Genomic DNA, 21,881 nt, shown 5'->3' on the forward strand with positions numbered 1-21,881 from the left:
TCGGCGCCGGATGGCAGGGCAAAGCCCTCACCGACACCAGACTCCCCGTCGAAGTCAAACAGCAGAACGCTTTCGTCAGAGCCTTTACACGCTAAGGCGGAAGCGCTGGACACCTGAACAGGAGACGCAGAATGAAGCCGGCAGTGTTTCGTTTCCTCTTGTTCCTGTCGGGTCTCTACGGACTGCCGTCCCATGCGTTTGCGGCTCAAAGCTCGGCCATTGAAGCGCCCGGTCCTCTGGGGCCTCTGGCAGGGACCTTCGTGAATGCGGGAGCTGGTGCGCCCGTTGTCCTGATGATTCCGGGATCCGGGCCGACGGATCGGGACGGGAACTCGGCTCTGGGCCCGAAGCCTGCGACACTGCGGCAGATTGCGGACGGGCTGGCGAAACGCGGCATTTCTTCCGTCCGGATCGACAAGCGGGGCATGTTCGGCAGCAAACAGGCCGTAGCGGATGGTAATCACGTTACGATCGCAGACTATGCCACCGATGTGCGGAACTGGATTTCCGTTATTCGAGGCAAGGTCGGGGTGCGCTGTGTCTGGCTCGCAGGACATAGCGAGGGTGGACTTGTCGCCCTGGCGGCCGTGCAGGGACAGGCCGATATCTGCGGACTGATCCTTCTGTCCACTCCCGGTCGGCCTCTGGGCGAAGTTCTGCGGGGCCAGCTTCATGCCATGCCTTCCGCACAGACCGTGCTGCCGCAGATCGACAGTGCGATCGGTGCGCTCGAAGCCGGGCATCATGTGGATGTCCAGACGCTTCATCCCGGTCTGCGCCAGCTGTTTCATCCAGCCATTCAGGATTTCATGATCGATCTTTTTCATCATGATCCTGCGGCTCTGCTCAGGGCGTATCACGGTCCGGTCCTGATCATTCAGGGAGCGGCGGATCGTCAGGTCAGCGCAACTGAAGATCTGCCCCTGCTGAAGGCAGCTGATCCGAAGGCGCAGGTCGTTCTGCTGCCCAATGTGATCCATCCTCTTGCAGATCTGGGTGTGGCTCCGGCTGCGGATGGATCACTGCCGCTGGATGGTGCAGTAGTGTCTGATATTGCAGAGTTTGTCCTGAAACATTGACCCCAGCCCCGTGCGATCACACATCTGGGAATAACGGAGGATCAGAAATGGCAGACGACGGACATCCCGCAGAGGATTATCTTCGACCAAAACTGCAGGCTCTGATCTCAGACGGTGTGCGGGCCGGGTTCCCGCAGGATGAAGTCATTGCGGTCCTGATTTCCTTGCTGGATGAGGGGCCTGAAGAAGACGGGGAGATGAGATGAGCGACCCATATTCGGTACTGGGCGTTTCGAAAACGGCAACGGACAAGGAAATCCGCAGCGCGTATCGGAAACTGGCCAAGCAGTACCATCCGGACCACAATCCGGACGACAAGAAGGCCGAGGAACGGTTCAAGGCGGTCGGACAGGCCTATAACATCGTCGGCGACAAGGAAAAGCGCGCGCGTTTCGATCGTGGCGAGATCGATGCCGAAGGTCAGGAGCGTGGTCCGTTTGGCGGTGGCTTTGGCGGCGGCGGATATGGTCCGGGCGCGGGCGGTCCGCGTGGTGGCGCACAGGGCTTTCAGGGGGGCTTCAGTCAGGAAGACCTTGGGTCCTTCTTTTCAGACATGTTTGGTGGCGGCTTCAGCGGCGATTTCCAGCCCGGCGGTTCGGCCGGACGGCGTGCGTCCAAGGGATCTGATCGCCGTTATGCCGTGACAATCTCGTTCCAGCAGGCCGTTCTGGGAACGTCGCTTGATTTGGCGCTGGGTGAGGGTGGCCATACGGAGGTCCGTATTCCGCCTGGTGTGGAAGATGGCCAGACCCTGCGCGTGCGTGGCAAGGGCTCGCCCGGGCGTCCGGGAATGGATGGTCAGCCGGGTGTGCCCGGTGACGCGCTCCTGACAATCACGGTCACGCCTGACAGCCGGTATGTCCGTGAGGGACGGAACCTGCGGATGACGCAGGATGTGGATCTCAAGACGGCCATTCTGGGCGGCAAGATCGCGGTCCCGACGCCAAAAGGCGATGTCTCGGTCAAGATTCCGAAGCATTCTGACAGCGGCAAGGTCCTGCGTCTGTCCGGTCGTGGCATTGGTGCGGATAAAAAGCATCCGGCCGGTGATCTGCTGGTGACGTTGCAGGTTCATATCGGTACTGTCTCCCCCGAGCTGGAGGCCTTCTTCAGCCAGCAGGAGAGCTGAAGACATGGGGATGGTGCGTCGCGTCCGGTCGAGACTGCCGGAATGGCCGTGGAGTGACATCATCGGCGGCATCGTGGCGCTGATCTTCGTACTGGTTCTCTGCCTCATCAGTACGCACGCACTGATCCTCGCCGGGGAGTGGCATTTGCCGTAAGATGCGGCCCGTCTTCTGGTTTCTGACGGGTTCTGCATGACCGCTTCCTCCTTTTCTCCGGCCGGGGCTTCCGCTCCGGGGCTGCGCCGCAAGGCTTTTACGGTTGTTCTGGCCATCGAGCTGTGGGAGCGGTTCGGATATTACGGCATGCAGGCCGTCCTGACGCTGTTTATGGTCGAACAGCTCCGGATGACCGATGCCGCTGCCAATCTCATGATGGGCGCCTTCGGGGCGCTGACCTACATTACGCCCCTTATTGGTGGCTTTATCGGCGACCGTGTTCTGGGTGCGCGGCGGACGACGGTCATGGGGGCTCTGCTGCTGACCTGTGGCTATGCTTTTCTGGCCGCAGCCTTGCAGTCCCATACGCTGCTTCTGGTGGCGATGGCCCTGATTTCCACGGGAAACGGGCTGTTCAAACCCAATGCCGGCAATCTGGTCCGCCGGATCTACAAGGGCGATGATGCCGCGCTCGATGCGGCATTCACGCTTTACTACATGTCCGTTAATGTCGGTTCGGCTGTTTCCATGATGCTGACGCCCTGGCTTCAGATTCACTACGGCGCGCCGGTGGCTTTCGCGACCTGTGCGGTCGGTCTGGGGATCGGGCTGGTCTATTACATGCTGCGTTCCAGCTGGCTTGAATCGTCCACACCCGCGACCGAAAAACAGCCGGTGAAGCTGTCGCGCTTCGGATTGGTCGGGGCTGGTCTTGTCCTTCTGACAGTCTTCAATGCCTGGGTTCTGGGCAGTGATACACTGGCACGGCTCTGCGTGATTGCAGCCGGAGCGGGCTTGGCTGCACTCTGGGTCGCTCTTTATGTAAAGGCGCCACAGGCAGAGCGTCCCGGATTGCGGCTGACCTATCTGCTGGGCCTTCAGGGCACGATTTATCTCGTGTTCTACCAGCAGATGATGACGTCCCTGACGCTGTTTGCGCTCCGAGGCGTTTCCGGTGACTACCGGATCGGCGGCATCACGCTCTTTCACATGTCGGCGGGACAGTTCCAGGTTCTCAATTCTGTCTGGATCATGATTCTCAGCCCGGTTCTGGCCTTTCTGTACAAGCGCGCAGGGGGGCAGCAGAAACAGATGTCCCACGCCCGGAAGATGCTTGTTGGTTACGCCATGGTAGCGATCGCGTTTGGTGTGTGGTGGATGGCCGCTGCCCATTCGGATGGACTGGTGTCACCCTGGGTCATGGTCGTGGGATATGGCTGCCTGTCTCTGGGCGAGCTTCTGACAATCGGATTGGGACTGGCGGTTGTGGCCTGTTATTCGCCGGCGCGGCTAAGTGGTTTCATGATGGGTGCGCTGTACCTGATGTGGGGGATTGCCATGTATGGAGGCAGCCTCATTGCCAATCAGGCGGCGCTGCCACCGGAACTTGCGGCCGGAGGTGGAGGGGCCATTCTCTATGCCGGGCTTTTCCGGACGCTGTGTGAAGTCGCAGCCGGGGTCGTGGTCATTCTGGCATTTCTGGAGCCTCTGACTCGGCGCTGGGATCAGGAACACGTAAGTGTGATCGGAAAATAGGCCAGAAATACTGTAGCGTTAAACTTTTGTAATCCGGGAGAAATCTCCCGATTAAATCTGTCTCCGGTTTTCACAAACTGTGTTGCCGGAGACATATTATGAAAACAGACATCTTCGTCCCTCTATTCTGGACCGTTTTCGGTCTGTATGACATTGGCCCGCCGCCGGACTGAAGGTCGGCAGCTGCCATGGTGCCACGGGGAGACAGTTTCGAAGATGGGGAAGTTCGGACAGGATTGGACCAAAGGTTTACTGACCGCCTGTGCCATGACGGTGGCGCTTCCCAGCGTTGCATCTGTGGGCCATGCACAAACCACGCCCGCCGGTGTCGTGGACGGACACCAGAAAGCTGCGGCTGCCACCAGCACCGCAACCATGGGCACCCCACAGACCCAGACGAAATCCATCACGCCCGTGCCACTGCTCGTGAAGCCGGCCCCTACGAAAACAGGTGTGGAGACGGCTGCGAAGACGTCCGATTCAACGGAAAACCGCTTCTTTCCGGCATCATTTCATGACTGGCTGACCCAGAGCACCATGACGGGTGACTGGGGTGGCTGGCGCACCTGGCTGACCGACAAGGGCATCAATATCGGCGGGCACTATCTTGAGGACAGTGCGGGCAATCCGATGGGCGGCAGGACCAAGGCCGTGCGCTATGCGGATGAATTCGGCATCAATGTCGATTTCAACCTCAAGAAGCTGACCGGCCTGAATCTGGGTATGTTCCACACGCTGATCACGGCGCGTCAGGGTCTGGGCATCGGTGCCACGCTGCCGGCGATGGACAGCCCGCAGCAGATTTTCGGTTCGGGTGAGACGGTGCGTCTGACCCGTCTGTCCTGGGAAATGCCCTGGAACAAATACGTCACGACCGAGGTCGGTGAGATCAACACCGAAAACGATTTCGAGCAGTCCTCGGTTTACTGGGGCATGAGCCAGTACTGCCAGTTCGAATCGAATGCGATCTGCGGCATGCCGCAGTCCATTGCAATGAACTCGGGTTATGGCTGGTATCCGACGGCCCATCCGGGTGCCTGGGTGAAGTTCTATCCGGCCGGGAATGACCATTATCTGGTGCAGTTCGGTGCGTATTCGGTCGATCCGGTGATCTCGAATACGCATAACGGCTGGAAAATGAACCTCCACGATGCGACCGGCACCTATCTGCCGTTCCAGCTCGGCTGGCATCAGGGCGGCAAGGACGATTACAGCGGCCCGCTGCAGACCAACATCAAGATTGGTGGCTACTGGGATACGTCTGAAGTCAGCGACGTCTATTCCCATCTCGGAAGTTTTGGCGTGCCGGCGCAGTACCTGATTTCGGCTCCGAGCGAAAAGGTCCGCGGACGGTTCGGTGGCTGGTTCCAGTTCGACCGGATGCTCCAGCGCGACCAGGGCGATCCGAACCGCGGCACGACACTGTTCACGTCCTTTACTTGGGGTGATCCGCGCACGTCCGTTGCACCGTATTTCATCACCTGGGGTATCACCCGCAAGGGCACGTTCCGTGACCGTCCGAACGATACGATCAGCATCGGCATGAAGATGCTGTGGGTAAATCCGAAGCTGACGATCTGGGCCCGTCAGATGCAGGCGGCCGGCGCCGAAGGCATCAACAAGCCGTCCGGCGAGCATGCGCTTGAACTGAACTATGGCTGGCGCCCGACGCCGTGGCTCGTGATCCGTCCGGGTGCACAGTATATCTGGAGCACGGGCGGCACGAACCGCTACAAGAACCCGCTGCTTCTGGATTTCGAGACGGGTATTACCTTCTGATCTTTGCCGATCGGAAGAGAGGACATGAAAAACGCGCCGCTCCTGCAGGGGAGAGCGCGTTTTTCGTTTTCAGCAGTCTGAGGCGGATTACAGATCTGTCGTGAAGGAAAACTTGAAGGTGCGGGGCATGCCCTGCATCAGATAGCCGTTGAAAGCCGAGGACCAGTAGCGCGTGTTGGCAAGGTTATCGACGCCGAAGCGGAACGTGATGGGCTTGTGATGCGTCACGAAAGTATAGCGCCCTGCAAGATCAAATCGTGTCCAGACCGGGATGTGCAGCGTGTTGGCCGTGTTGACCCACTGCTTGCCCGTATTGACCACGCGGCCCACGACCGTGGCCCCCTTGAGGAACGGCAGATCGTATTCGAGATTTCCGTTGATCGTGTAGTTCGGCACGCCGATGGCTGTGTTGCCGTCCTGAAGGCCGCCTGCTGTATGGTGCAGATCCGCCTGAATGACCGTGCCGCCACCGTTGAAGCGCAGGCCGGGAAGGATCTCACCGTTCACGCTCAGTTCGATGCCGCGGTTGCGCTGTAATCCGTCTTCGCGGAAGGCATATTTCCCTGAATCGCCAACGGCTACTGAGTAGGCATTCGGCTGTGAAATTTCATAGACGGCGAGAGCGGCGCTGAAACGGCCCGTGTCGTATTTGGCACCGACTTCGTACTGGGTGGATTTGTAGGGCGGGAAAATCTCGCCAAGATTGACCACGTTGCCGGTTGCGGTTGGTCCCTGCGAGAGCCCTTCGATACGGTTGAAATACAGCGAAGTCCGGCGTGTCGGGTGGATGACCAGACCGACGACCGGCGTGATGGCGTCCTGATCGTAGTGACTGTACATCGCGCCCTGACCGGTCGTGCTGTAATTATAGCCGTTGATGCGCATGTTCTGGTAACGGAAGCCGCCCGTCAGGGCCACGCGGTCATGGAAGAAGGACATCGTGTCCGAAAAGAACAGGCTGTACAGGCGCGTGCGGTTGATCGTCTGCGGATCGTTGACGACACCGCCGGTGAAGGTCTCGGCCGGGGACGCGAATTGCGGCGTATTGTAGATGTTGGTCGCGCCGGGCGTAAGGGCCATCGCATAGGCGGCGGCGCTGTCTTCCCATAGGCCGGAGCCGCCGGCATTGATTTCGTGGCGGACGGGGCCGGTGCGGAAATGGGCGCGGACACCCGCGCGGGTGCTTTCGTTGGTCTGATCGTACGGCACATACATGGCACCGGCAGTTCCGGCGCCGGTTATGCCATTGGTCACGGTCGGGTTGGAGTAGTTACCCTTCTCGTTGCTGGTCAGGGCTCCGAAGGCGCCATAGAGCGTGATGTTTTTCGTCAGGTCATGCTCGACGTTCAGCATGCCGAAGACATAGTTCAGGTCATTATAGACCCAGCGCTGCCCGAAATTGTGCGAGGGCGCAGCAGGGCGCGGAACGGATGTGACGTCGCTGCCCAGAAAGATCGCGGGCCGGCCACCGTTCACGCCCTGGTTTTCATAATCGATATCCATGGTGACGCGGGTGCGGTTGTCGCGGTCATGCCAGTCGAAATCCGCGCCCAGCGTTGTGGAATGGCGGTATTCGTCCGTCACGGCATCTTCGCCGCTCTTGCCTGCGACGTTCAGGCGCACACCAAAGGCTTTGTCCTCGCCAAAACGACGGCCGACGTCGATGCTGCCACCGCCCATGGCGCTGCTAGTGTAGTCGCCCGTGATGCGGGTGAGGGGGGCGTTCGTCGCATGCTTGAACAGCAGGTTGATATTGCCGCCAATCGCCGAGCCACTCGGTGCTGCGCCGTTGAGGAATGCACTGGCGCCGTTGAGAACCTGCACCTGATCATACAGTTCGGGCGAGACAAGCTGGCGGGGCGTGATGCCGTACAGGCCGTTGATCGACACGTCGTCGCCGTCCACGGCGAATCCACGAATGACGAACATTTCCGAGAAATTGCCATAGCCGAAAGTCGTGCGGACGGATGGGTCGTTTTCCAGCACTTCACCCAGCGTCTGGGACTGCTGGTTGAGGATCAGGCTGGAATTATAGCTGCGGATGTTGAACGGAACGTCCAGACCTTTCTTGTTGCCCAGCGCCCCAAGTTGCCCACCGCTGCTGACTTCCATCTGATCCCGCCGCCGGGCCCGGACGATGATTTCCTCGTCCCTAGAGCTCTGCTGAGCCGTAGTGTCAGGCTTTTTGGCAGGCTCTGCCGCCTTGGCTTTTGATGGGGCAGGCGCCGAAGTTGCAGGCGCAGGGACAGGATCGGCGGCAAGGGCGGAAAAGGCTGTTCCTGCCAGAAGGAGGCAGGACAGGCGCGCAGCCCACAGGGGCTTTGAAACAGGTGCAGAAAACGATGCGCGCACGAAAACCTCGGAACAATGAACAGTCGGACCGGTTTTACGATAATGCGATTTATTCGCAATTAAATTGTGATGGCTGAGTGTAACCGGATACGAAAAAGCGGGACCCAGCCGGGCCCCGCTTCGAAAAAAGTCGGTCTGTTTCGCGTGCTTCAGAGGACGACGGTAAACTGAACGCCGAGCACGGCTGCGTCATGGAATGTCGTCGTTGCACTCGGGCGCTGGATGTACTGGAAGTCCGGCTGGAGTGCCATCGCGCGGGCGATATGGGCGGAATAGAACAGTTCGTACACGTTCTCATGGCTCTGCGGGCCATAGACCGCGCCCCACTGGTTATCCTGATAGGGCAGGCCGAGAGCCAGGGACGATTCCTGCTGCAGGGCCGCCGTATGGCTCATATCGAAATGCTGGTACATCGCACCGACCGTATCAAGCGGACGGCCCCATGCGGACCCGGTATCCACCACACCGGCCCATTCATGATCACGCATCGCAACGGTCTGGCCATCGCTGTACATCGCACCGGCCAGGGCAATCAGGCCATTCGTGTTGCCGGGGCCATTGCGCATCAGCATCTGGTCAATCATGAGCCAGGCGCTGTTACGGCCTGCTTCGTAGCGACGGGGCAGGCCCGTGGCCTGCCAGGAATTGCCATGGATGTCCTCATACAGATTCGCGTAACGCGAATTGTCGTAGGAATAGCCGATGACATAATGGCCCTGAAGCTGGTTGTGGCCAAAGCGCGGGGTCCAGCCGATTTCAACCGGGGTCGAGAACTTGCCAAGGCCCGACTGCGCCCAGGACCAGCCCGAGATACCGCCGTTATAGGAATGCGGGCTGACAGCGAAAAGACCCGCCATGATATAGGTGTCCATGGTCGGCATCACGCGGACTACCGCACCCAGATTGCCCGACGGCCAGTCACGGTTGCCTTCGGTGTATTTGTTCGGGGCGGGATTGCCGCACATGGCGACGTTCATGAAGTCGCAGAACAGCGGGGAGGCGGCAAAGAAGCTGCCGACCGGAATCCAGCCTGCGCTGACGTCGATACGGTTATGAACGAAGGACATCTCGCCATACATCGCGACCATATGGGCCACCACGTTGCCTCGGGCGCCGTAGATCTGCTGCACGCCTGCAATGGAATCGCCGAAATTGCGCGAAACGCTCTGACCGTGACCGTTCACGACCAGGGCATGGGTCCAGAAGTTCCGGATCCCTGCGAGCTTGTCCCAGTCAATATCCAGTTCAATGCCAGCCTGTCCGGCATCGGAATAGGCGAGCTGCTTGCCACCCGTGAAGTTGCCGGCAAATTCTTCGTTGATGGCGGCCATGAGATGGATGCCATGCTTGAGAAGCCAGGGCTGCACGCCGCCCCAGTCACCAAGGAAATGCTGCGAGCCCATGGGAGCAGAGAAGTAGGGGCCCGGATCACCCGCCGTCTGGTTGAAGCCGGAAACGGTGTTCTGCATGATTGGCGTGTTGCTGCCACCATTGGCAGGTGTCTCGCTGTTCTGGGGCGCGGGCGAGGACAGCGCAGCTTCGCGGGAAACGCGGTTGCGGGCGCTGTTGGGATCAGGCGCGGACTGGGCCTGAGCGCTCTCGACGGTGACGGCCAGAACGGAAACGGAAAAGAGCCCCATCAGGACAGACCGCAGGTGTTCGGAACGGATTCGGGAAGAAGTCCGGGCGAAAGAAGCGAGTACAGTCATGAAGCGGGCTTGGCCTTTCAGTGGAATTGAGGAAACGGAAAACTGGCGGTCGTCCAACTTTCCGGAACGCTGTGAGGCCCCGGAAAGACTGCTGGTATCGGTACGTGTCTCGTACGCGCAGACGAACCCGTGGCGCCAGGGTCGAACGAGGAGGCGCGCCAGAGTTTGGAAATACTGAACGCATGGAGCCGGAGATGTTTCTCCGACATGGCCTTGGCGTAATTTGCCAAAGCCGGGAAGTCCTGTAGCGTAAAAATCAGAGATTTTCTCTTTTTTTTCATTACAGGAGATTGCCAGATGTTCCTTCGCTCCCTGTTGGCCCCGGGTTTCCTTGGCGTTTCGCTCGCTGCGGCGACCCTTCCCGGAATGATTACCACCGAGCAGGCTTCTGCCGCCATCCCGGCTGCGACTGTTCCGCTAAAGTTGATGACTGTGGCTGTTCAGGGCAACCAGCAGGTCTCGACTGCGGATATTCTTCAGGCGTTCGGATATCATGCCGGTGATACTGTCACGCGCAATGATCTGGCCGCCGCGCAGAAGCGGGTGGGAACCCTGTATTCGTCGCGCAATGTCGGGGCGAGCCTGGGAGAGCAGATGAAGATTTCCGGCAAGGGTGTCTCCGTCAAGCTGATCCTTGAAGAACAGGCCGCCGGTGCTGCGGCACAGCCAACCGCTCTGGTGCTGGATAAGGTGGAGTTCCACGGAAACAAAAAGGTCTCGACCGCAGATCTGGAAGCGGCAACGAAGCTCCGCGTTGGTGGCTCTGTCTCGAATGAACAGCTTTTGTCCGACCAGCAGGCCATTCAGGCTCTGTACAAGAGCAAGAATGTCGGGGCGTCGTTCCAGCCGCAGGCGACCTATCCCAACCATGACCAGCATGTGGTGCTGATCTGGGAGATCCACGAGCAGGACGGCAAGTCCGCGAACTGACGGCACGGCCACCACTGCCCGCAGCTTCGCTCAGTCCAGCAAATTCGGATCGAGCGGCTGCGGTGTGAGGGCGGAGGGTAGATAGAGCGGATGCTCTGGGCGTCCGCTCTTGCTCAGGCGCAGCGCCGTGACCTTGATGCCGTGATGTGCCAGCATCCGGGCGACTTCGGTCCCGCGGGCGCGCAGACCCTTGGCCTGCGGGGACCCGTAAGCCAGGACAACCAGATCGGCCTGTCGGGCCATGTCCAGCAGATGGGCATCGTTTTCCGGACCGACGGGATCAGTGACCTCAAGCAGCCGTTTCTGGTCGGTGCACCGATAGGCAAAGCTGTTGCCGACGAATATGCCGCCATAGCCCCAGGCGCGTGCATAACGCTGGCATTTGGCAACCGTCCGGTCATCGCCGAACTCTGTCGCCACGGACGGATTCATCATCAGCCACATGATCATGGGGCGGCTGTCGTCCCAGACGCGGCGCAGGGTGTAACGGTAACAGTCCTGCGGACCGCCATAGATCGCGGTGCTGGTGACGTCGCCAGCCAGTTTCAGCGGATTTGAATCGCCGACATGATGCTGTCCGAACAGGTCCGGACTGGTGGACCGGGAACGTGTGCTCACGGAGTTTTCTTCAGGGCCTTCACTGCGGCCAGGGCGCGCGAGACGTGTTCGTCCGGAGACATCGAGGCATAGCTCATGGCGATATGGCCGTCCTGCGCAATGACATAGGACGTACGGCTGGCCATGTGCAGCAGGGGCATCTTGGCGGCATAGCTGCGGGTGATCTTGCCGGTGGGATCGGCTGCGACGGCAAAGGTGCTGCGGCATTCGCTGACTGAAAAGCGGTCCAGCTTGTCGATCGGATCCATGGACACGCCGATAACGGTGGCACCCTGCGCCTTGAACTCCGGGACTGCATCCGCAAATTCGTGGGCTTCAATCGTGCAGCCCTTCGTGAAGGCTGCCGGATAGAAATACAGCACGACCGGGCCGGTCTTGAGAGCATCGGCCAGATGATAGGTGAACTCGTGCCCTCCAAGGCTGGCAGGAGCCGAGAAATCCGGGGCATGTGTGCCGGTTTCAAGTGCAGCATGCGCCGGAGAGATCGTCAGGGCGCCGGAAAGGGCGACGGCGCAGAAAGCGGTCGTTGCAAGGAAGCGGCGCATCGGGGTTTGTATCCCTGTCTAAAAAAAGTGGGCCTGAAACAGGCCCGGAAATAAAGCAGTCAGTGTGCGCCGGGCGGAACCACGACACACGGAGAACCGTGCGACAGACGGCGGCATGCTGCAACTGCATTTTCATGCGTCAGCCCTGTCAGACGGGCACGATACAGATTCGAACGGCCATTCCGAACGCTTTCCACCTGTGATCGGGCAGAGGCGACCATAATGCCGCCCTTGCTGTGCGCTGCGGAGGTTGCGATGCCTGCCTGTCTTGCATTGGCGAAGGCGCCGACCTGAATGGCCCAGTTTCCCGTCGCTGCGGTGCTACGGGACGACGAGGACGTTGCCGGAAGGGACATGTGATATTGCGGCCGTGTTGCCGGCATGACCGCCATGATCGGCTGGGGCTGCAGGTGATGGCCGATCGGGATTTCCTGAGCTGTCACGCGGCTGTCCGCAACGTCATCCGCAGGCACGGAAGCCTCCTGAACCGCGGGGCGAGCGGGTGTCGGAGCATAGCCTCGTGCGGCCCAGGCTGCGCTGATGCTGGTTGGAGCTGCGGCGGCGCTTGCGGATGCGACCTGAACCGGCGCGGCCTGTGTTGAAGCCGTGCTCGTGCTTGCAGACGTATCAGGCTCGGCTGAGTCGTCGGAGGATGTTTCGGCAGCTTCCCGATGGCTCCAGGCTGCACTGACGGCCTGCCGCTCGGACGGTGCGGTGATCGGAGCTATGTCAGCAGACTGCGTGTTCTGGGCCAGCATGACCTGCGAATTGGGGTCGTGCTGCGCCACCAGAAGGTCAGCGGCAGAGCGGTTATGCGGTGTAATACCGGCAATATGCGGCCCGATGGCCGCAACATAGCGCCGCGTCTCACGGGGCAGGGCGCGCCCGCGACGGAGATAACGGTCCAGACTGCCCGGCCCATCGTTATAGGCTGCGAGGAACCCCGGAGAGCCGTAAATATCGTACATCTGGCGCAGATAGGCCGTGCCCGCGAGGATGTTGTCATGCGGATCGAAAGGATCTTCGCCCAGCCCGTATTGCTGGCGCATGTCATCATAAGTCGGCGGCATGAGCTGGAGCAGGCCCATGGCGCCGGGAACCGAAGTGATGAAATTGCCGTTATGATCGAAAAGATGGCCGCCGGATTCCTGCTGCATGACAGCCCGGATCCAGGCTTCAGGCACATCGAAGCGGCTGGACGCTTCTTGGATATACGGCCCCCAGGGATCCTCTGGCGGTCCGGGAGGGGCATAATAGGACTTCGCATGAGCGCGGTAATTGGCCGCTTCCTGCGAGACCGGAAGTTCCGAGGACGACCCCATATCGGCATTGGTGCTGGCGCAGGCCGCGAGCAGTCCGATCAGACCGAGGGCAGCACCCGCACGGATGAGAGACAGCGCGCGGGCGGTGGACTGGGTCGGAAAGACGGGTCTGGGCATCGGGTCTGGGCACCTGAGGAAAACTTGTCTCAATAGGTCAAGCATACACGGGGATTACGGCGAAACTAGGAAAAAGGGCTCTGGAGGGCAGATTTTCTGACGAAGAATTGTTCACGCCAAGCAGCGTAGCGAAGATTCATTTCCCGAATATGAACTTCACTGTCGCGCCTTCTTGCCGGAGCCGGGGGGATCGGGTAGGCGGACGATATGAGTGTACCTTCTCCAGCTTCAGATGTCGCACGGGATGACGCACCGCGCAGACATACCAGTCGTGACACTCCCCGCGGAAGTCCCGCTGCACGGGCCTGGGCTGACTGGAAGGAAACGCGGCGTCTGTGGCGGCTGGGCGTGCGGCTCGGATGGCTCGATATCCGCCTCCGCTACCGGGGATCTGCGCTCGGGCCATTCTGGCTGACGATCACATCGGCGCTGATGGTCGCCTCCATGGGCGTGCTCTACAGCCGGCTGTTCCATATGCAGCTTGTGACCTATCTGCCCTTCCTGTCACTGTCGCTCACCCTGTGGGCGGCGGGGCTTTCAAGCCTGATCCAGGAATCCTGCACCTGCTTTTTGGATGCCGAAGACATGGTGCGGTCCGTTCAGCTGCCGCTCCTGCTGTATGCGGTGCGGGTTGTGGTGCGGAACGCAATTGTCTTTGCACATAATATCGTCGTGCCGCTTGGCGTTTTCGTCATCTATCATCTCTGGCCGGGCGTGAATGCCCTGCTGGCCATCCCGGCGCTTTTGCTCTGGGCTCTGGACGGGTTTGCAGCCTGCATGCTGTTCGGATCCCTCTGCGCGCGTTTCAGGGATATTTCCCCGATCATCGGGGCACTTCTTCAGATCGTGTTCTATGTGACCCCGATCATCTGGATGCCGCAGCAGCTCGGAGCAAAAGCGTCCTATCTGCTGTACAACCCGTTCTATCCTCTTCTGGAAATCGTGCGTGCACCCCTGCTGGGGCATATTCCGGCCCTGTCTCTGTGGGGTATTGCGCTGGCAACGAGCGCCCTCTTCTGGGTCGTCGCCGTACGGTCCTTTATCCGGACGCGCGCACGCCTGGTTTTCTGGATCTGACGTCATGGCCCATATCCGTCTTGAAGATATTTCCCTGTCTTTCCCGGTCCTTCATGGCAGCTCACGCTCCCTGAAAAAGACGCTTCTGGCCCGCGCCAAAAGCACGGTGACGGCCAGGACAGGAGCTGTGGGCGGCCGGATGCGGGTGAGTGGCAATTCATCCGACGTCGTGGAAGTGCAGGCCCTGTCCAATGTGAGCTTCTCGATCTCGGAAGGAGAGAGGGTCGGTCTCGTCGGACATAACGGCGCAGGAAAATCGACGCTGCTGCGTGTTCTGGCCGGAATCTACGAAACGGGAGAGGGTACGCTGGACATTGAGGGCGACACTCATGCCCTCATTGATCCGAATGCAGGCATGAACGGCGAACTGACAGGGCGGGAGAACATCCAGCTTTTTGCCTGCCGCATGGGCATGGGGAAGGCTGCAACGCAGGAACTGGAAAAGGACGTGGAGACGTTCTCCGATCTGGGAGCGTTCTTTGATCTCCCGGTGCGGCTCTATTCCTCGGGCATGTCTGTCCGGCTGGGCTTCGCGCTGGCCACGGTGCCACGCCCCCGTATTCTGCTGATGGACGAATGGTTCATGGCGGGCGACCAGAAGTTCCAGGACAAGGCGAGGGCACGGCTGGAAGGCATGGTCGATGCCGCGGAAATCCTGATCGTCACCTCCCATGCACTGTCAGTCCTGCGGGAGTGGTGCACGCGCATCATCTGGATGGAGAGCGGAGAAGTGCGGATGGATGGGCCGACCGACGAGGTGCTGGATGCCTATGAGGCCGCGGTAGCCGTCATTCCGGCCTAGAGCAGAACCGGGTGCGGCGGAGTTGGTATCCCGGCAGGCGTAGGGTAGGCTTCCTCCCGGTTTTTACATTCAGGGAGACAGTTCATGTCTTATGCCGCCATTGACGCCGCGCGCGTTGCCAAAGCATCCGAGTCTGCTCTGCAGACGTTGTCGACCGTAAAGGAAACGTCCGAGGCGCATCAGCGCAAGACGATCATGATCGAACGCATTCATGCCCTCGCCAAGGCTGCTGCCGAGACGAAAGACTGCAACGCCATCACGCTGACTTCCGAAGAGTTCTGGCTGATTTCCAAGAACTGGTGACGGAACTGATGCGGCGGAGCCTCTGCCCCGCCGCTCTTCAGCCGTTATAGGATGCGAGTTCAATCAGGTTGCCGTCAGGATCCCGGCAATAGACCGATGTGATCGGCCCGAGCGCACCCAGACGGGCCACAGGCCCCTCGACAATGGCCACACCACATTTTTCCAGATGACGGACGATCTGTTCGCTGGCAATGGCTGTCGTGAAGCACAGATCGGACGTTCCGGGCGCTGCGTCGCCAGCCGTGTCCCAGCCTTCCGAGCCTTCAGGGCGCAGATTGATCTTCTGCCCGCCAAAGCTCAGCGCCACACGATTGTTGCGGCCATATTCCTCGATATCCATGCCCAGCACGCGCTGATACCAGGATGCAGACAGGGTTCTGTCCCGGACGGTCAGCACGATGTGGTCAAGGCGATCGACGGTAAAGCGCATGGGGATCCCTCATGAGAGCGACATTGCAGTCAGTATAGGCCGGAAAAATCCGGTCTGGCCAATCCGTTTTGCAAAATCCCCCGAGGACGGATCTCAGTTCTGGGGGCGTTTGCGGAACGCGGCCAGGCTGACGACTTCCGCGTCCTTCTTTCCATCCTCGCTGGCAGCCGCTTCAGGCTGGACATCCGGATGGTGGGCCGGGTCGATGTCATCGGGTTCCACGGCACCTTCAGGGATCTCGATGTCTTCCTCGTCCTCAAGCGGCGTGTGGCTGAAGCGCAGGGCCATGCGGATATGGGGGTCGGCAAAGGCCGTGATGGCATTCACGGGAATGCAGAGAATGCTGCCCACCCCGCCGAAAGACAGACCTACGGAGATCACGCCCTTGTCGCGGTCCAGTGCCAGATCCCAGAACTGGTGCTGCAGGACGATGGTCATCTCTTCCGGATACTGCGCGCGCAGACGGGCGGGGATGATGACATCCGGGCGGTTCGTGCGGAACGTCAGATAGAAATGGTGGGCACCGGGCAGACCTTCGGCGGCAACATGCTCGATCGCACGCAGCATGACTTCGCGATAGGCGTCTTCCACCCAGTCGTCATAGGGAAGAAGGCTCTCGGGAAGGTCGTGCTCGAAGCCGTCCTGGCCGTTGTGATCGTCGTCGCTCATGGTCGCAAGCCTGATGTTTCGGTCAACTTGCATCAGGGATGCGACAGACGGGCGCGGATGGCAAGCCGTCTTTGCTGTGAATGTCGGAGACATGATGAGGTGGGAGGGCTTCTGTTGCCCGGTGCCCTCCCGAACCGCGCTTATCGCTTATGCAGCGACAGCGAGCACCTCTGAGTTATCGTTGGCACTTGTAAGTTTAGCCCGATGACGGTGGTACAATGCCGGGCAAAAGGTAAGTCTTTACCATGCGTGTCGAGCCTGTTTCGTCCCCACAGACCCCTTTTGCGAGGGGTTTTTCATGGTGGAGACGCCGGGCACTGCCCCCGGGTCCACAACACTTATTTCACTTACCGTTTATCGCCATAGCTGGGGACGAACCCCTTGCATTGCTGAACATAGGAGTGCGCGTGCCCCGTCGCAAGGGAAAAGGCGGGGATGAAAAAAATTAAGCCTCCGGAATCGTGTCAATCCGATTCATTCGGATGACGCCGGGTAAAAGCCCATGCTAAAGCCGCCGCCATGGCACTGACATCCGAACAGCGCGCTGAAATCGAAGCGCAGCGCAGCGAACCCCAGCTGACCTCCCGTCCGACCGTGGCGGCGATGGAAAACCTGCTTTTCACACCTTTCGAGGTGCTGGATCATGGCTTCCTGCGCGTCGTCGACTATATGGGTGATGATGGTGCGGTCGTTCAGGCGGCCCGGGTGTCTTACGGCCGCGGGACGAAGAAGGTGTCCGAGGATGCGGGACTGATCCGCTATCTGATGCGTCACCGTCATTCGACACCGTTCGAGATGTGCGAGATCAAGTTCCATGTGAAGCTGCCCGTGTTCGTGGCGCGTCAATGGATCCGTCATCGTATGGCGAGTGTGAACGAATATTCCGCGCGTTATTCCATTCTGGACCGGGAATTTTATCTGCCGGCGCTGGATCAGGTTGCCGCACAGAGCAGCTCGAACCGGCAGGGGCGGAGTGAGGCGCTTGATCCTGAAACGGCGCATCAGGTTCTGGAGATCCTGCGCCGCGATGCCAGCCAGTGCTATGACGATTACGAAAGCCTCCTGAACCCGGAAGGAACAGGTATGGCCCGCGAACTGGCTCGGATGAACCTGACTCTGAACACCTATACCCAGTGGTACTGGAAGATCGATCTGCACAATCTGATGCACTTCCTTGCCCTGCGGGCCGATCCGCACGCGCAGTATGAAATCCGCGTCTATGCAGAAAAGATGATCGAGATCCTCAAGGCCTGGGTTCCGGCCACGGCAACTGCTTTTGAAGAATATCGTCTCGGCGCCTTTACGCTGTCCGCCGGGATGCTGAAGGTGGTGCGTCGGCGTCTGGCCGGAGAGACCGTAACGCAGGAAAATTCCGGACTGACCAAACGTGAGTGGTTCGAGATGACGGCGGTTCTGGATGGCGCATCCTGAATCCGACCCCGGATCAGCCGGAAGTGACCTTGAGCGTCTGATGCTCAAGGCGCGGGAAGCACAGGCCGCCAATCCCATTGAAGATGAACCTGTAAAGTCACCGAGTTTATTGGTGTTGGGTGTCGTGGCGATTGTTCTTGTTCTGACGTCTCTTACAATTCATTTTTTCTGGCCGGTCTCGTAAAATATTCAGTTCTGTAAACGATAGGTAAAGGCAGGATTTCCTGTCTTTATTTATTTATCCAGTCGTTGTAAGAGATTCAGAGCGATTCCGTGTGAATTTCGTCACATCTGCCTCAGAACTTTTTACGAACAGAGTTATCCACAGGGTTGCATTGCCCGCGCGGCATCGCCCGATTCGCACGAGCGATGGCTTCTGGTGATCTAACTAGATGATTTAATTGGGAAAAATAAGCAGAGCATGTTGGCGCCCTTGCTGATTGCGCTGCAGGGCTGTCAAGAAAATTCTTGGAATACCCACATTCCACCGTCTCCGGATGCAATACTTGTGCATTACTGATCCCGGAGAGCCTTTTCCCCCGCAGGGGGCGGAGATTTTTGGAAGATTTTGCGTGCAAGCCCCGGTTTGGGCAGCATTTTCCCATCGTCCATCAGCAGCGCTGACCGATGATGAAGAAAATCTGCGCCTGATAGTCAGGGCCGTGGTGTTTTCTGGAAAAAGCTGGTGCCGGGTGAGGGATTTGAACCCCCGGCCTTCGGTTTACAAAACCGCTGCACTACCACTGTGCTAACCCGGCATCAGCAGTGCGGCTTTTTCCATGCCGGGGCCTGTCAGGTCAAGACGCGGAGAACGATTCTCTGTCTTGAGCAGGATTTTAGTGCGGTATGGGAGTGGTCAGGTCTGCTGGCGGCGGAAGATGCTGCGAATCCTGCGTAAAGCCGTAACCGTCCTCGGAAAGGCCGCGATGCGTGACGGTGTGGGAGCAGCCTGCCAATATCAGGCAGGCACCAATCAAAAGAATGCGGATCATGACGGCTCTTTCGGGCTGTGTTCGGAAGACAGAGCGCGCGCAACGGCCTGTGCAAACCTCGTATAGGCATGGGCGGCTTCACTGTCCGGGGCAGAGAGGATGATTGGGGTGCCTTCGTCCCCGCTGGCGCGGATATCGGCCAGCAAGGGGATTTCAGCGAGGAAGGGCACCCCCATCTTTTCCGCTTCGGCTTTGGCACCACCATGCCCGAACAGTTCCGTGCGGTGGTTGCAGTTGGGGCAGCAGAAATAGGACATGTTCTCGACGACGCCGAGGATGGGCGTTTCCATCCGTTCGAACATGGCCACGCCGCGACGTGCATCCAGCAGCGCGATATCCTGAGGTGTGGAGACGATGACCGCGCCACCGGCCGCCAGCTTGGGGCCGAGCTTCTGGGCCAGCGTCAACTGGGCATCTCCGGTGCCGGGCGGCATGTCGATCACGAGCACGTCGAGCTCACCCCACTCAACTTCACCCAGAAACTGCGTCAGCGCGCCCATGACCATGGGGCCACGCCAGATCATCGCCTGGTTTTCATCCACCAGATAGCCGATGGACATGCTTTTCAGGCCCCAGGCTTCGATCGGCAGGATCGTGCCGTCCACAACCTCAGGGCGTGTATTGCGTCCCAGCATCCGGGGCAGGGACGGGCCATAGATGTCAGCATCCAGAAGTCCGGTTTTTAGACCTTCTTTTGCGAGACCAACCGCCAGATTGACGGCCGTGGTGGACTTGCCGACACCGCCCTTGCCCGATGCAACGGCAATGACAGCCTTAACGCCGGGAAGTAGCGTCTCAGGCGCATGTCTGCTGGCAGCATTGCGGCGTTTGTCCCCCAGATTGAAAGGACGGTGACCCCCGCCCTGAGGCGGTGCATTGGCTGCGGCGGGCGGGGCGGGGCGGTGAGACGTGAAGGATAAAGTAGCGCCCGTGATGCCCGGCAGGCTCGCAATGGCGGCTTCGACGCGTGGACGCAAGGGCTCCACGCGGGAGGCGTTGTCGCGTGACGTGGCCAGAGAGACATGCGCATGACCGTTGCGCACCGACACACTTTCGAGTGCTGCAAAAAACAGGACGTTCGAGCCTTGCCCGTCCTGTTCGGATTTCAGGATGTCGGTAATGCGGGTTTCGGCGCTGGAGGCGGTCTCTGCAGAGCCAGGCGGCATGTCATTCGGGGGCGTGGTGTCAGTCATGCCGGGTTCTCATCAGGGAAAATGTCATGTCGGAAAGGACTCTGATCCTAGCATGGCCGGCCCGAAAGCGCATCCTGAACGGCAGGATGGTGACGAAGGGCCACGTTCTGCGTTAGCGTGCGGGTATGAAAAACCTGTTCGTCCGTTCCAGTGCCCGTCGCACGGCCTGTCTTGCTGTTTCCGGTCTGGCTGTCACCCTGGCAGCGGGATGGGGTGTGAGTGCCGTCCCGGCCTTTGCACAGACTGTACCGCCTGTTTCGAGCCAGCCGTCTTCTGTGCCCACGCCTACGCCACGCTCGGTGCCGTCGAGCTTTGCGGATCTGGCGAACAGGCTGCTGCCGTCCGTGGTCAATGTCTCCACCTCGGCCGTGCTCAAACCTGCGAAGAATGACGACAAGGGGCCCGATTCCAGTAATCCGGACGGCCCGCAGGTGCCTCCCTTTCAGCCGGGCTCTCCGCTGGAAAAGTTCTTCCATGATTACCTAAAGCACAAACCCGCGCCGAACCAGCCGCCGCGCCGTCAGCAGGCTCTGGGCTCGGGCTTCATTATTGATGCGTCTGGCATCATCGTGACGAACAACCACGTGATCGAAGACGCGGATCAGGTCAGCGTCACGCTGCAGGACGGAACGGAGATGCCGGCGCGGATCGTAGGCCGGGACAGCCAGGTCGATCTGGCCGTGCTGGAGGTCAAGCCGAAACACCCGCTCCCGACGGTCCCGCTTGGCCGGAGCGACAAGGCACGGATCGGGGACTGGGTTCTGGCGATCGGTAATCCGTTCGGCCTGAACGGGACCGTGACGGCAGGCATCATTTCCTCGCGCGGACGCAATGTCGAACACGGCCTGTATGACGACTACATCCAGACGGATGCCGCCATCAATCGCGGCAATTCGGGTGGGCCGCTCTTCAATCTGTCCGGCGAAGTCATTGGCATCAATACACTGATCTATGGTGGCGCGGGCGGCGATTCCATCGGCATCGGTTTCGCCATTCCGGCCGATGATGCGCGCGGGATCATCGACCAGCTTCGGCGCACGGGACATGTCTCCCGCGGCTGGATGGGGTTAAAATTCCAGGACGTAACGAACGACATTGCCGAGACGCTCGATTTCCACAAGGCGGATGGTTCCAACGGCAAGGGCACGCTGATTTCGGAAATCGATCCGAAAGGCCCTGCCGCGAAGGCGGGACTTGAGGTCGGCGACATCATTACCCGTGTCGGCGATCAGGACGTGACCGGCCAGACCATGCCGCGCATCATCGCGTCCATCCTGCCGGGGACGCAGGCCCAGCTGACGGTATGGCACAAGGGCGCGCTCAAGACTCTGCCCATCACGCTGGGGCAGTCGCCCACGGCGCCGGACATGCCTCCTTCGGACACGCATCAGCCGGAGCACCGCCACGCGGCACTGGGTGAGCTTGGGGTGACGGTCAGTTCAATCGATGCCGATGCCCGCACGCAATATGCCCTGACCGACGATCAGCGCGGCGTTCTCGTCTCGCGTGTCGAGGCGGGAAGCCCCGCTGCGTCCCGCGGGATCGCGGAAGGGAACGTGATCACGCAGGTCGGACAGGACCAGATCAATACGCCGGATGATTTCGCCAAGGCCGTGCAGCGGCTGCATGACCACAAGAAGACGGAAGTCCTGCTGCTGGTTCAGGATGATGACGGGTTGCGCTGGGTGCCGGTGCCCTTCCTTGGGAACTGACG

22 protein-coding genes, 1 tRNA gene and 1 other RNA gene are annotated in these 21,881 nt (G+C 60.0%); 13 read left to right on the top strand and 11 right to left on the bottom strand.

Features of this window, described 5'->3' with window-relative positions; genetic code table 11:
• Positions 1-131: 131 nt before the first annotated feature.
• The 6 genes from HKD24_RS11935 (at position 132) to HKD24_RS11960 (ending at position 5,677) form a co-directional block, all read left to right on the top strand.
• Positions 132-1,079, top strand: a complete 948-nt coding sequence (locus HKD24_RS11935) for an alpha/beta hydrolase (protein WP_194260485.1) — start codon at positions 132-134, stop codon at positions 1,077-1,079.
• A gap of 47 nt (positions 1,080-1,126) precedes the next feature.
• Positions 1,127-1,285: a hypothetical protein gene (locus HKD24_RS11940; RefSeq protein ID WP_167494596.1), complete on the top strand. Its 159-nt coding sequence runs from the start codon at positions 1,127-1,129 to the stop codon at positions 1,283-1,285.
• Positions 1,282-2,208, top strand: coding sequence for a DnaJ C-terminal domain-containing protein (locus tag HKD24_RS11945; protein WP_194260486.1), 927 nt, complete (start codon positions 1,282-1,284; stop codon positions 2,206-2,208). The genes HKD24_RS11940 and HKD24_RS11945 overlap by 4 nt, the downstream gene beginning before the upstream one ends.
• Before the next feature lie 4 nt (positions 2,209-2,212).
• Positions 2,213-2,362, top strand: a complete 150-nt coding sequence (locus HKD24_RS11950; protein WP_194260487.1) for a hypothetical protein — start codon at positions 2,213-2,215, stop codon at positions 2,360-2,362.
• A gap of 36 nt (positions 2,363-2,398) precedes the next feature.
• The gene (locus tag HKD24_RS11955; RefSeq protein ID WP_194260488.1) at positions 2,399-3,898 is read left to right on the top strand and encodes a peptide MFS transporter; all 1,500 of its coding nucleotides are present in this window, start codon (positions 2,399-2,401) and stop codon (positions 3,896-3,898) included.
• Between the two features lie 216 nt (positions 3,899-4,114).
• Positions 4,115-5,677 carry a carbohydrate porin gene (locus HKD24_RS11960; RefSeq protein ID WP_194260489.1) on the top strand — a complete coding sequence of 521 codons (1,563 nt, stop codon included), beginning with the start codon at positions 4,115-4,117 and terminating at the stop codon, positions 5,675-5,677.
• Positions 5,678-5,764: 87 nt separating this feature from the next.
• On the opposite strand, the gene HKD24_RS11965 is transcribed toward HKD24_RS11960, so the two are convergent.
• Both HKD24_RS11965 and HKD24_RS11970 read right to left on the bottom strand, forming a co-directional pair.
• Positions 5,765-8,029 carry a TonB-dependent receptor gene (locus HKD24_RS11965; RefSeq protein ID WP_194260490.1) on the bottom strand — a complete coding sequence of 755 codons (2,265 nt, stop codon included), beginning with the start codon at positions 8,027-8,029 and terminating at the stop codon, positions 5,765-5,767.
• A gap of 149 nt (positions 8,030-8,178) precedes the next feature.
• A complete protein-coding gene (locus HKD24_RS11970; RefSeq protein ID WP_194260491.1) occupies positions 8,179-9,738 on the bottom strand; it encodes a carbohydrate porin in 1,560 nt (519 codons plus the stop codon).
• Between the two features lie 297 nt (positions 9,739-10,035).
• On the opposite strand from HKD24_RS11970, the gene HKD24_RS11975 reads away from it, so the two are divergent.
• Positions 10,036-10,668, top strand: coding sequence for an FtsQ-type POTRA domain-containing protein (locus tag HKD24_RS11975; RefSeq protein WP_194260492.1), 633 nt, complete (start codon positions 10,036-10,038; stop codon positions 10,666-10,668).
• Between the two features lie 30 nt (positions 10,669-10,698).
• Here the strand turns inward: HKD24_RS11975 and HKD24_RS11980 are convergent, their stop codons facing one another.
• From HKD24_RS11980 to HKD24_RS11990, 3 genes are read right to left on the bottom strand one after another with little or no spacing between them, the layout of a single operon-like run.
• Positions 10,699-11,286, bottom strand: coding sequence for a DUF1643 domain-containing protein (locus HKD24_RS11980; RefSeq protein ID WP_194260493.1), 588 nt, complete (start codon positions 11,284-11,286; stop codon positions 10,699-10,701).
• Positions 11,283-11,831 carry a peroxiredoxin gene (locus tag HKD24_RS11985; RefSeq protein WP_194260494.1) on the bottom strand — a complete coding sequence of 183 codons (549 nt, stop codon included), beginning with the start codon at positions 11,829-11,831 and terminating at the stop codon, positions 11,283-11,285. Before HKD24_RS11985 ends, HKD24_RS11980 begins: the two co-directional genes overlap by 4 nt.
• A 59-nt stretch (positions 11,832-11,890) precedes the next feature.
• Complete coding sequence (locus tag HKD24_RS11990) at positions 11,891-13,270, bottom strand: lytic transglycosylase domain-containing protein (RefSeq protein WP_194260495.1); 1,380 nt, start codon at positions 13,268-13,270, stop codon at positions 11,891-11,893.
• 207 nt (positions 13,271-13,477) lie between these two features.
• On the opposite strand from HKD24_RS11990, the gene HKD24_RS11995 reads away from it, so the two are divergent.
• The 3 genes from HKD24_RS11995 to HKD24_RS12005 all read left to right on the top strand — a co-directional run bounded on the left by HKD24_RS11995 (position 13,478) and on the right by HKD24_RS12005 (position 15,452).
• Positions 13,478-14,347 (top strand): ABC transporter permease, encoded by an 870-nt coding sequence (locus HKD24_RS11995; RefSeq protein ID WP_194260496.1) that lies wholly within the window; start codon positions 13,478-13,480, stop codon positions 14,345-14,347.
• A 4-nt stretch (positions 14,348-14,351) separates the two neighbouring features.
• The gene (locus HKD24_RS12000) at positions 14,352-15,149 is read left to right on the top strand and encodes an ABC transporter ATP-binding protein (RefSeq protein WP_194260497.1); all 798 of its coding nucleotides are present in this window, start codon (positions 14,352-14,354) and stop codon (positions 15,147-15,149) included.
• An 84-nt stretch (positions 15,150-15,233) separates the two neighbouring features.
• A complete protein-coding gene (locus HKD24_RS12005) occupies positions 15,234-15,452 on the top strand; it encodes a hypothetical protein (RefSeq protein ID WP_011252962.1) in 219 nt (72 codons plus the stop codon).
• Positions 15,453-15,489: 37 nt separating this feature from the next.
• Here HKD24_RS12005 and HKD24_RS12010 read toward each other — a convergent pair whose 3' ends face one another.
• The 3 genes from HKD24_RS12010 to ssrA all read right to left on the bottom strand — a co-directional run bounded on the left by HKD24_RS12010 (position 15,490) and on the right by ssrA (position 16,976).
• Positions 15,490-15,882 carry a VOC family protein gene (locus HKD24_RS12010; protein WP_194260498.1) on the bottom strand — a complete coding sequence of 131 codons (393 nt, stop codon included), beginning with the start codon at positions 15,880-15,882 and terminating at the stop codon, positions 15,490-15,492.
• A gap of 93 nt (positions 15,883-15,975) precedes the next feature.
• Entirely contained in the window at positions 15,976-16,551 is a 576-nt protein-coding gene (locus tag HKD24_RS12015; protein WP_194260499.1) for an SspB family protein, read from the bottom strand.
• A gap of 100 nt (positions 16,552-16,651) precedes the next feature.
• Positions 16,652-16,976, bottom strand: a transfer-messenger RNA (tmRNA) gene (ssrA, locus tag HKD24_RS12020).
• A gap of 94 nt (positions 16,977-17,070) precedes the next feature.
• Here ssrA and thyX point away from each other — a divergent pair.
• A complete protein-coding gene (thyX, locus tag HKD24_RS12025; protein ID WP_194260500.1) occupies positions 17,071-17,982 on the top strand; it encodes an FAD-dependent thymidylate synthase in 912 nt (303 codons plus the stop codon).
• A complete protein-coding gene (locus HKD24_RS12030; protein ID WP_194260501.1) occupies positions 17,969-18,166 on the top strand; it encodes a hypothetical protein in 198 nt (65 codons plus the stop codon). Before thyX ends, HKD24_RS12030 begins: the two co-directional genes overlap by 14 nt.
• Positions 18,167-18,665: 499 nt before the next feature.
• Here HKD24_RS12030 and HKD24_RS12035 read toward each other — a convergent pair.
• The 3 genes from HKD24_RS12035 to HKD24_RS12045 form a co-directional block, all read right to left on the bottom strand.
• Positions 18,666-18,740, bottom strand: a tRNA-Thr gene (locus tag HKD24_RS12035).
• Between the two features lie 78 nt (positions 18,741-18,818).
• Positions 18,819-18,974, bottom strand: a complete 156-nt coding sequence (locus tag HKD24_RS12040) for a hypothetical protein (RefSeq protein ID WP_194260502.1) — start codon at positions 18,972-18,974, stop codon at positions 18,819-18,821.
• Complete coding sequence (locus HKD24_RS12045) at positions 18,971-20,167, bottom strand: Mrp/NBP35 family ATP-binding protein (protein ID WP_194260503.1); 1,197 nt, start codon at positions 20,165-20,167, stop codon at positions 18,971-18,973. Before HKD24_RS12045 ends, HKD24_RS12040 begins: the two co-directional genes overlap by 4 nt.
• Before the next feature lie 125 nt (positions 20,168-20,292).
• Between HKD24_RS12045 and HKD24_RS12050 the strand changes: the two genes are divergently transcribed.
• Positions 20,293-21,879: a Do family serine endopeptidase gene (locus HKD24_RS12050; RefSeq protein WP_194260504.1), complete on the top strand. Its 1,587-nt coding sequence runs from the start codon at positions 20,293-20,295 to the stop codon at positions 21,877-21,879.
• The last annotated feature ends 2 nt before the right edge of the window (positions 21,880-21,881 follow it).

Source organism: Gluconobacter vitians, from assembly GCF_015244565.1.
Classification (GTDB): Bacteria; Pseudomonadota; Alphaproteobacteria; order Acetobacterales; family Acetobacteraceae; genus Gluconobacter; species Gluconobacter vitians.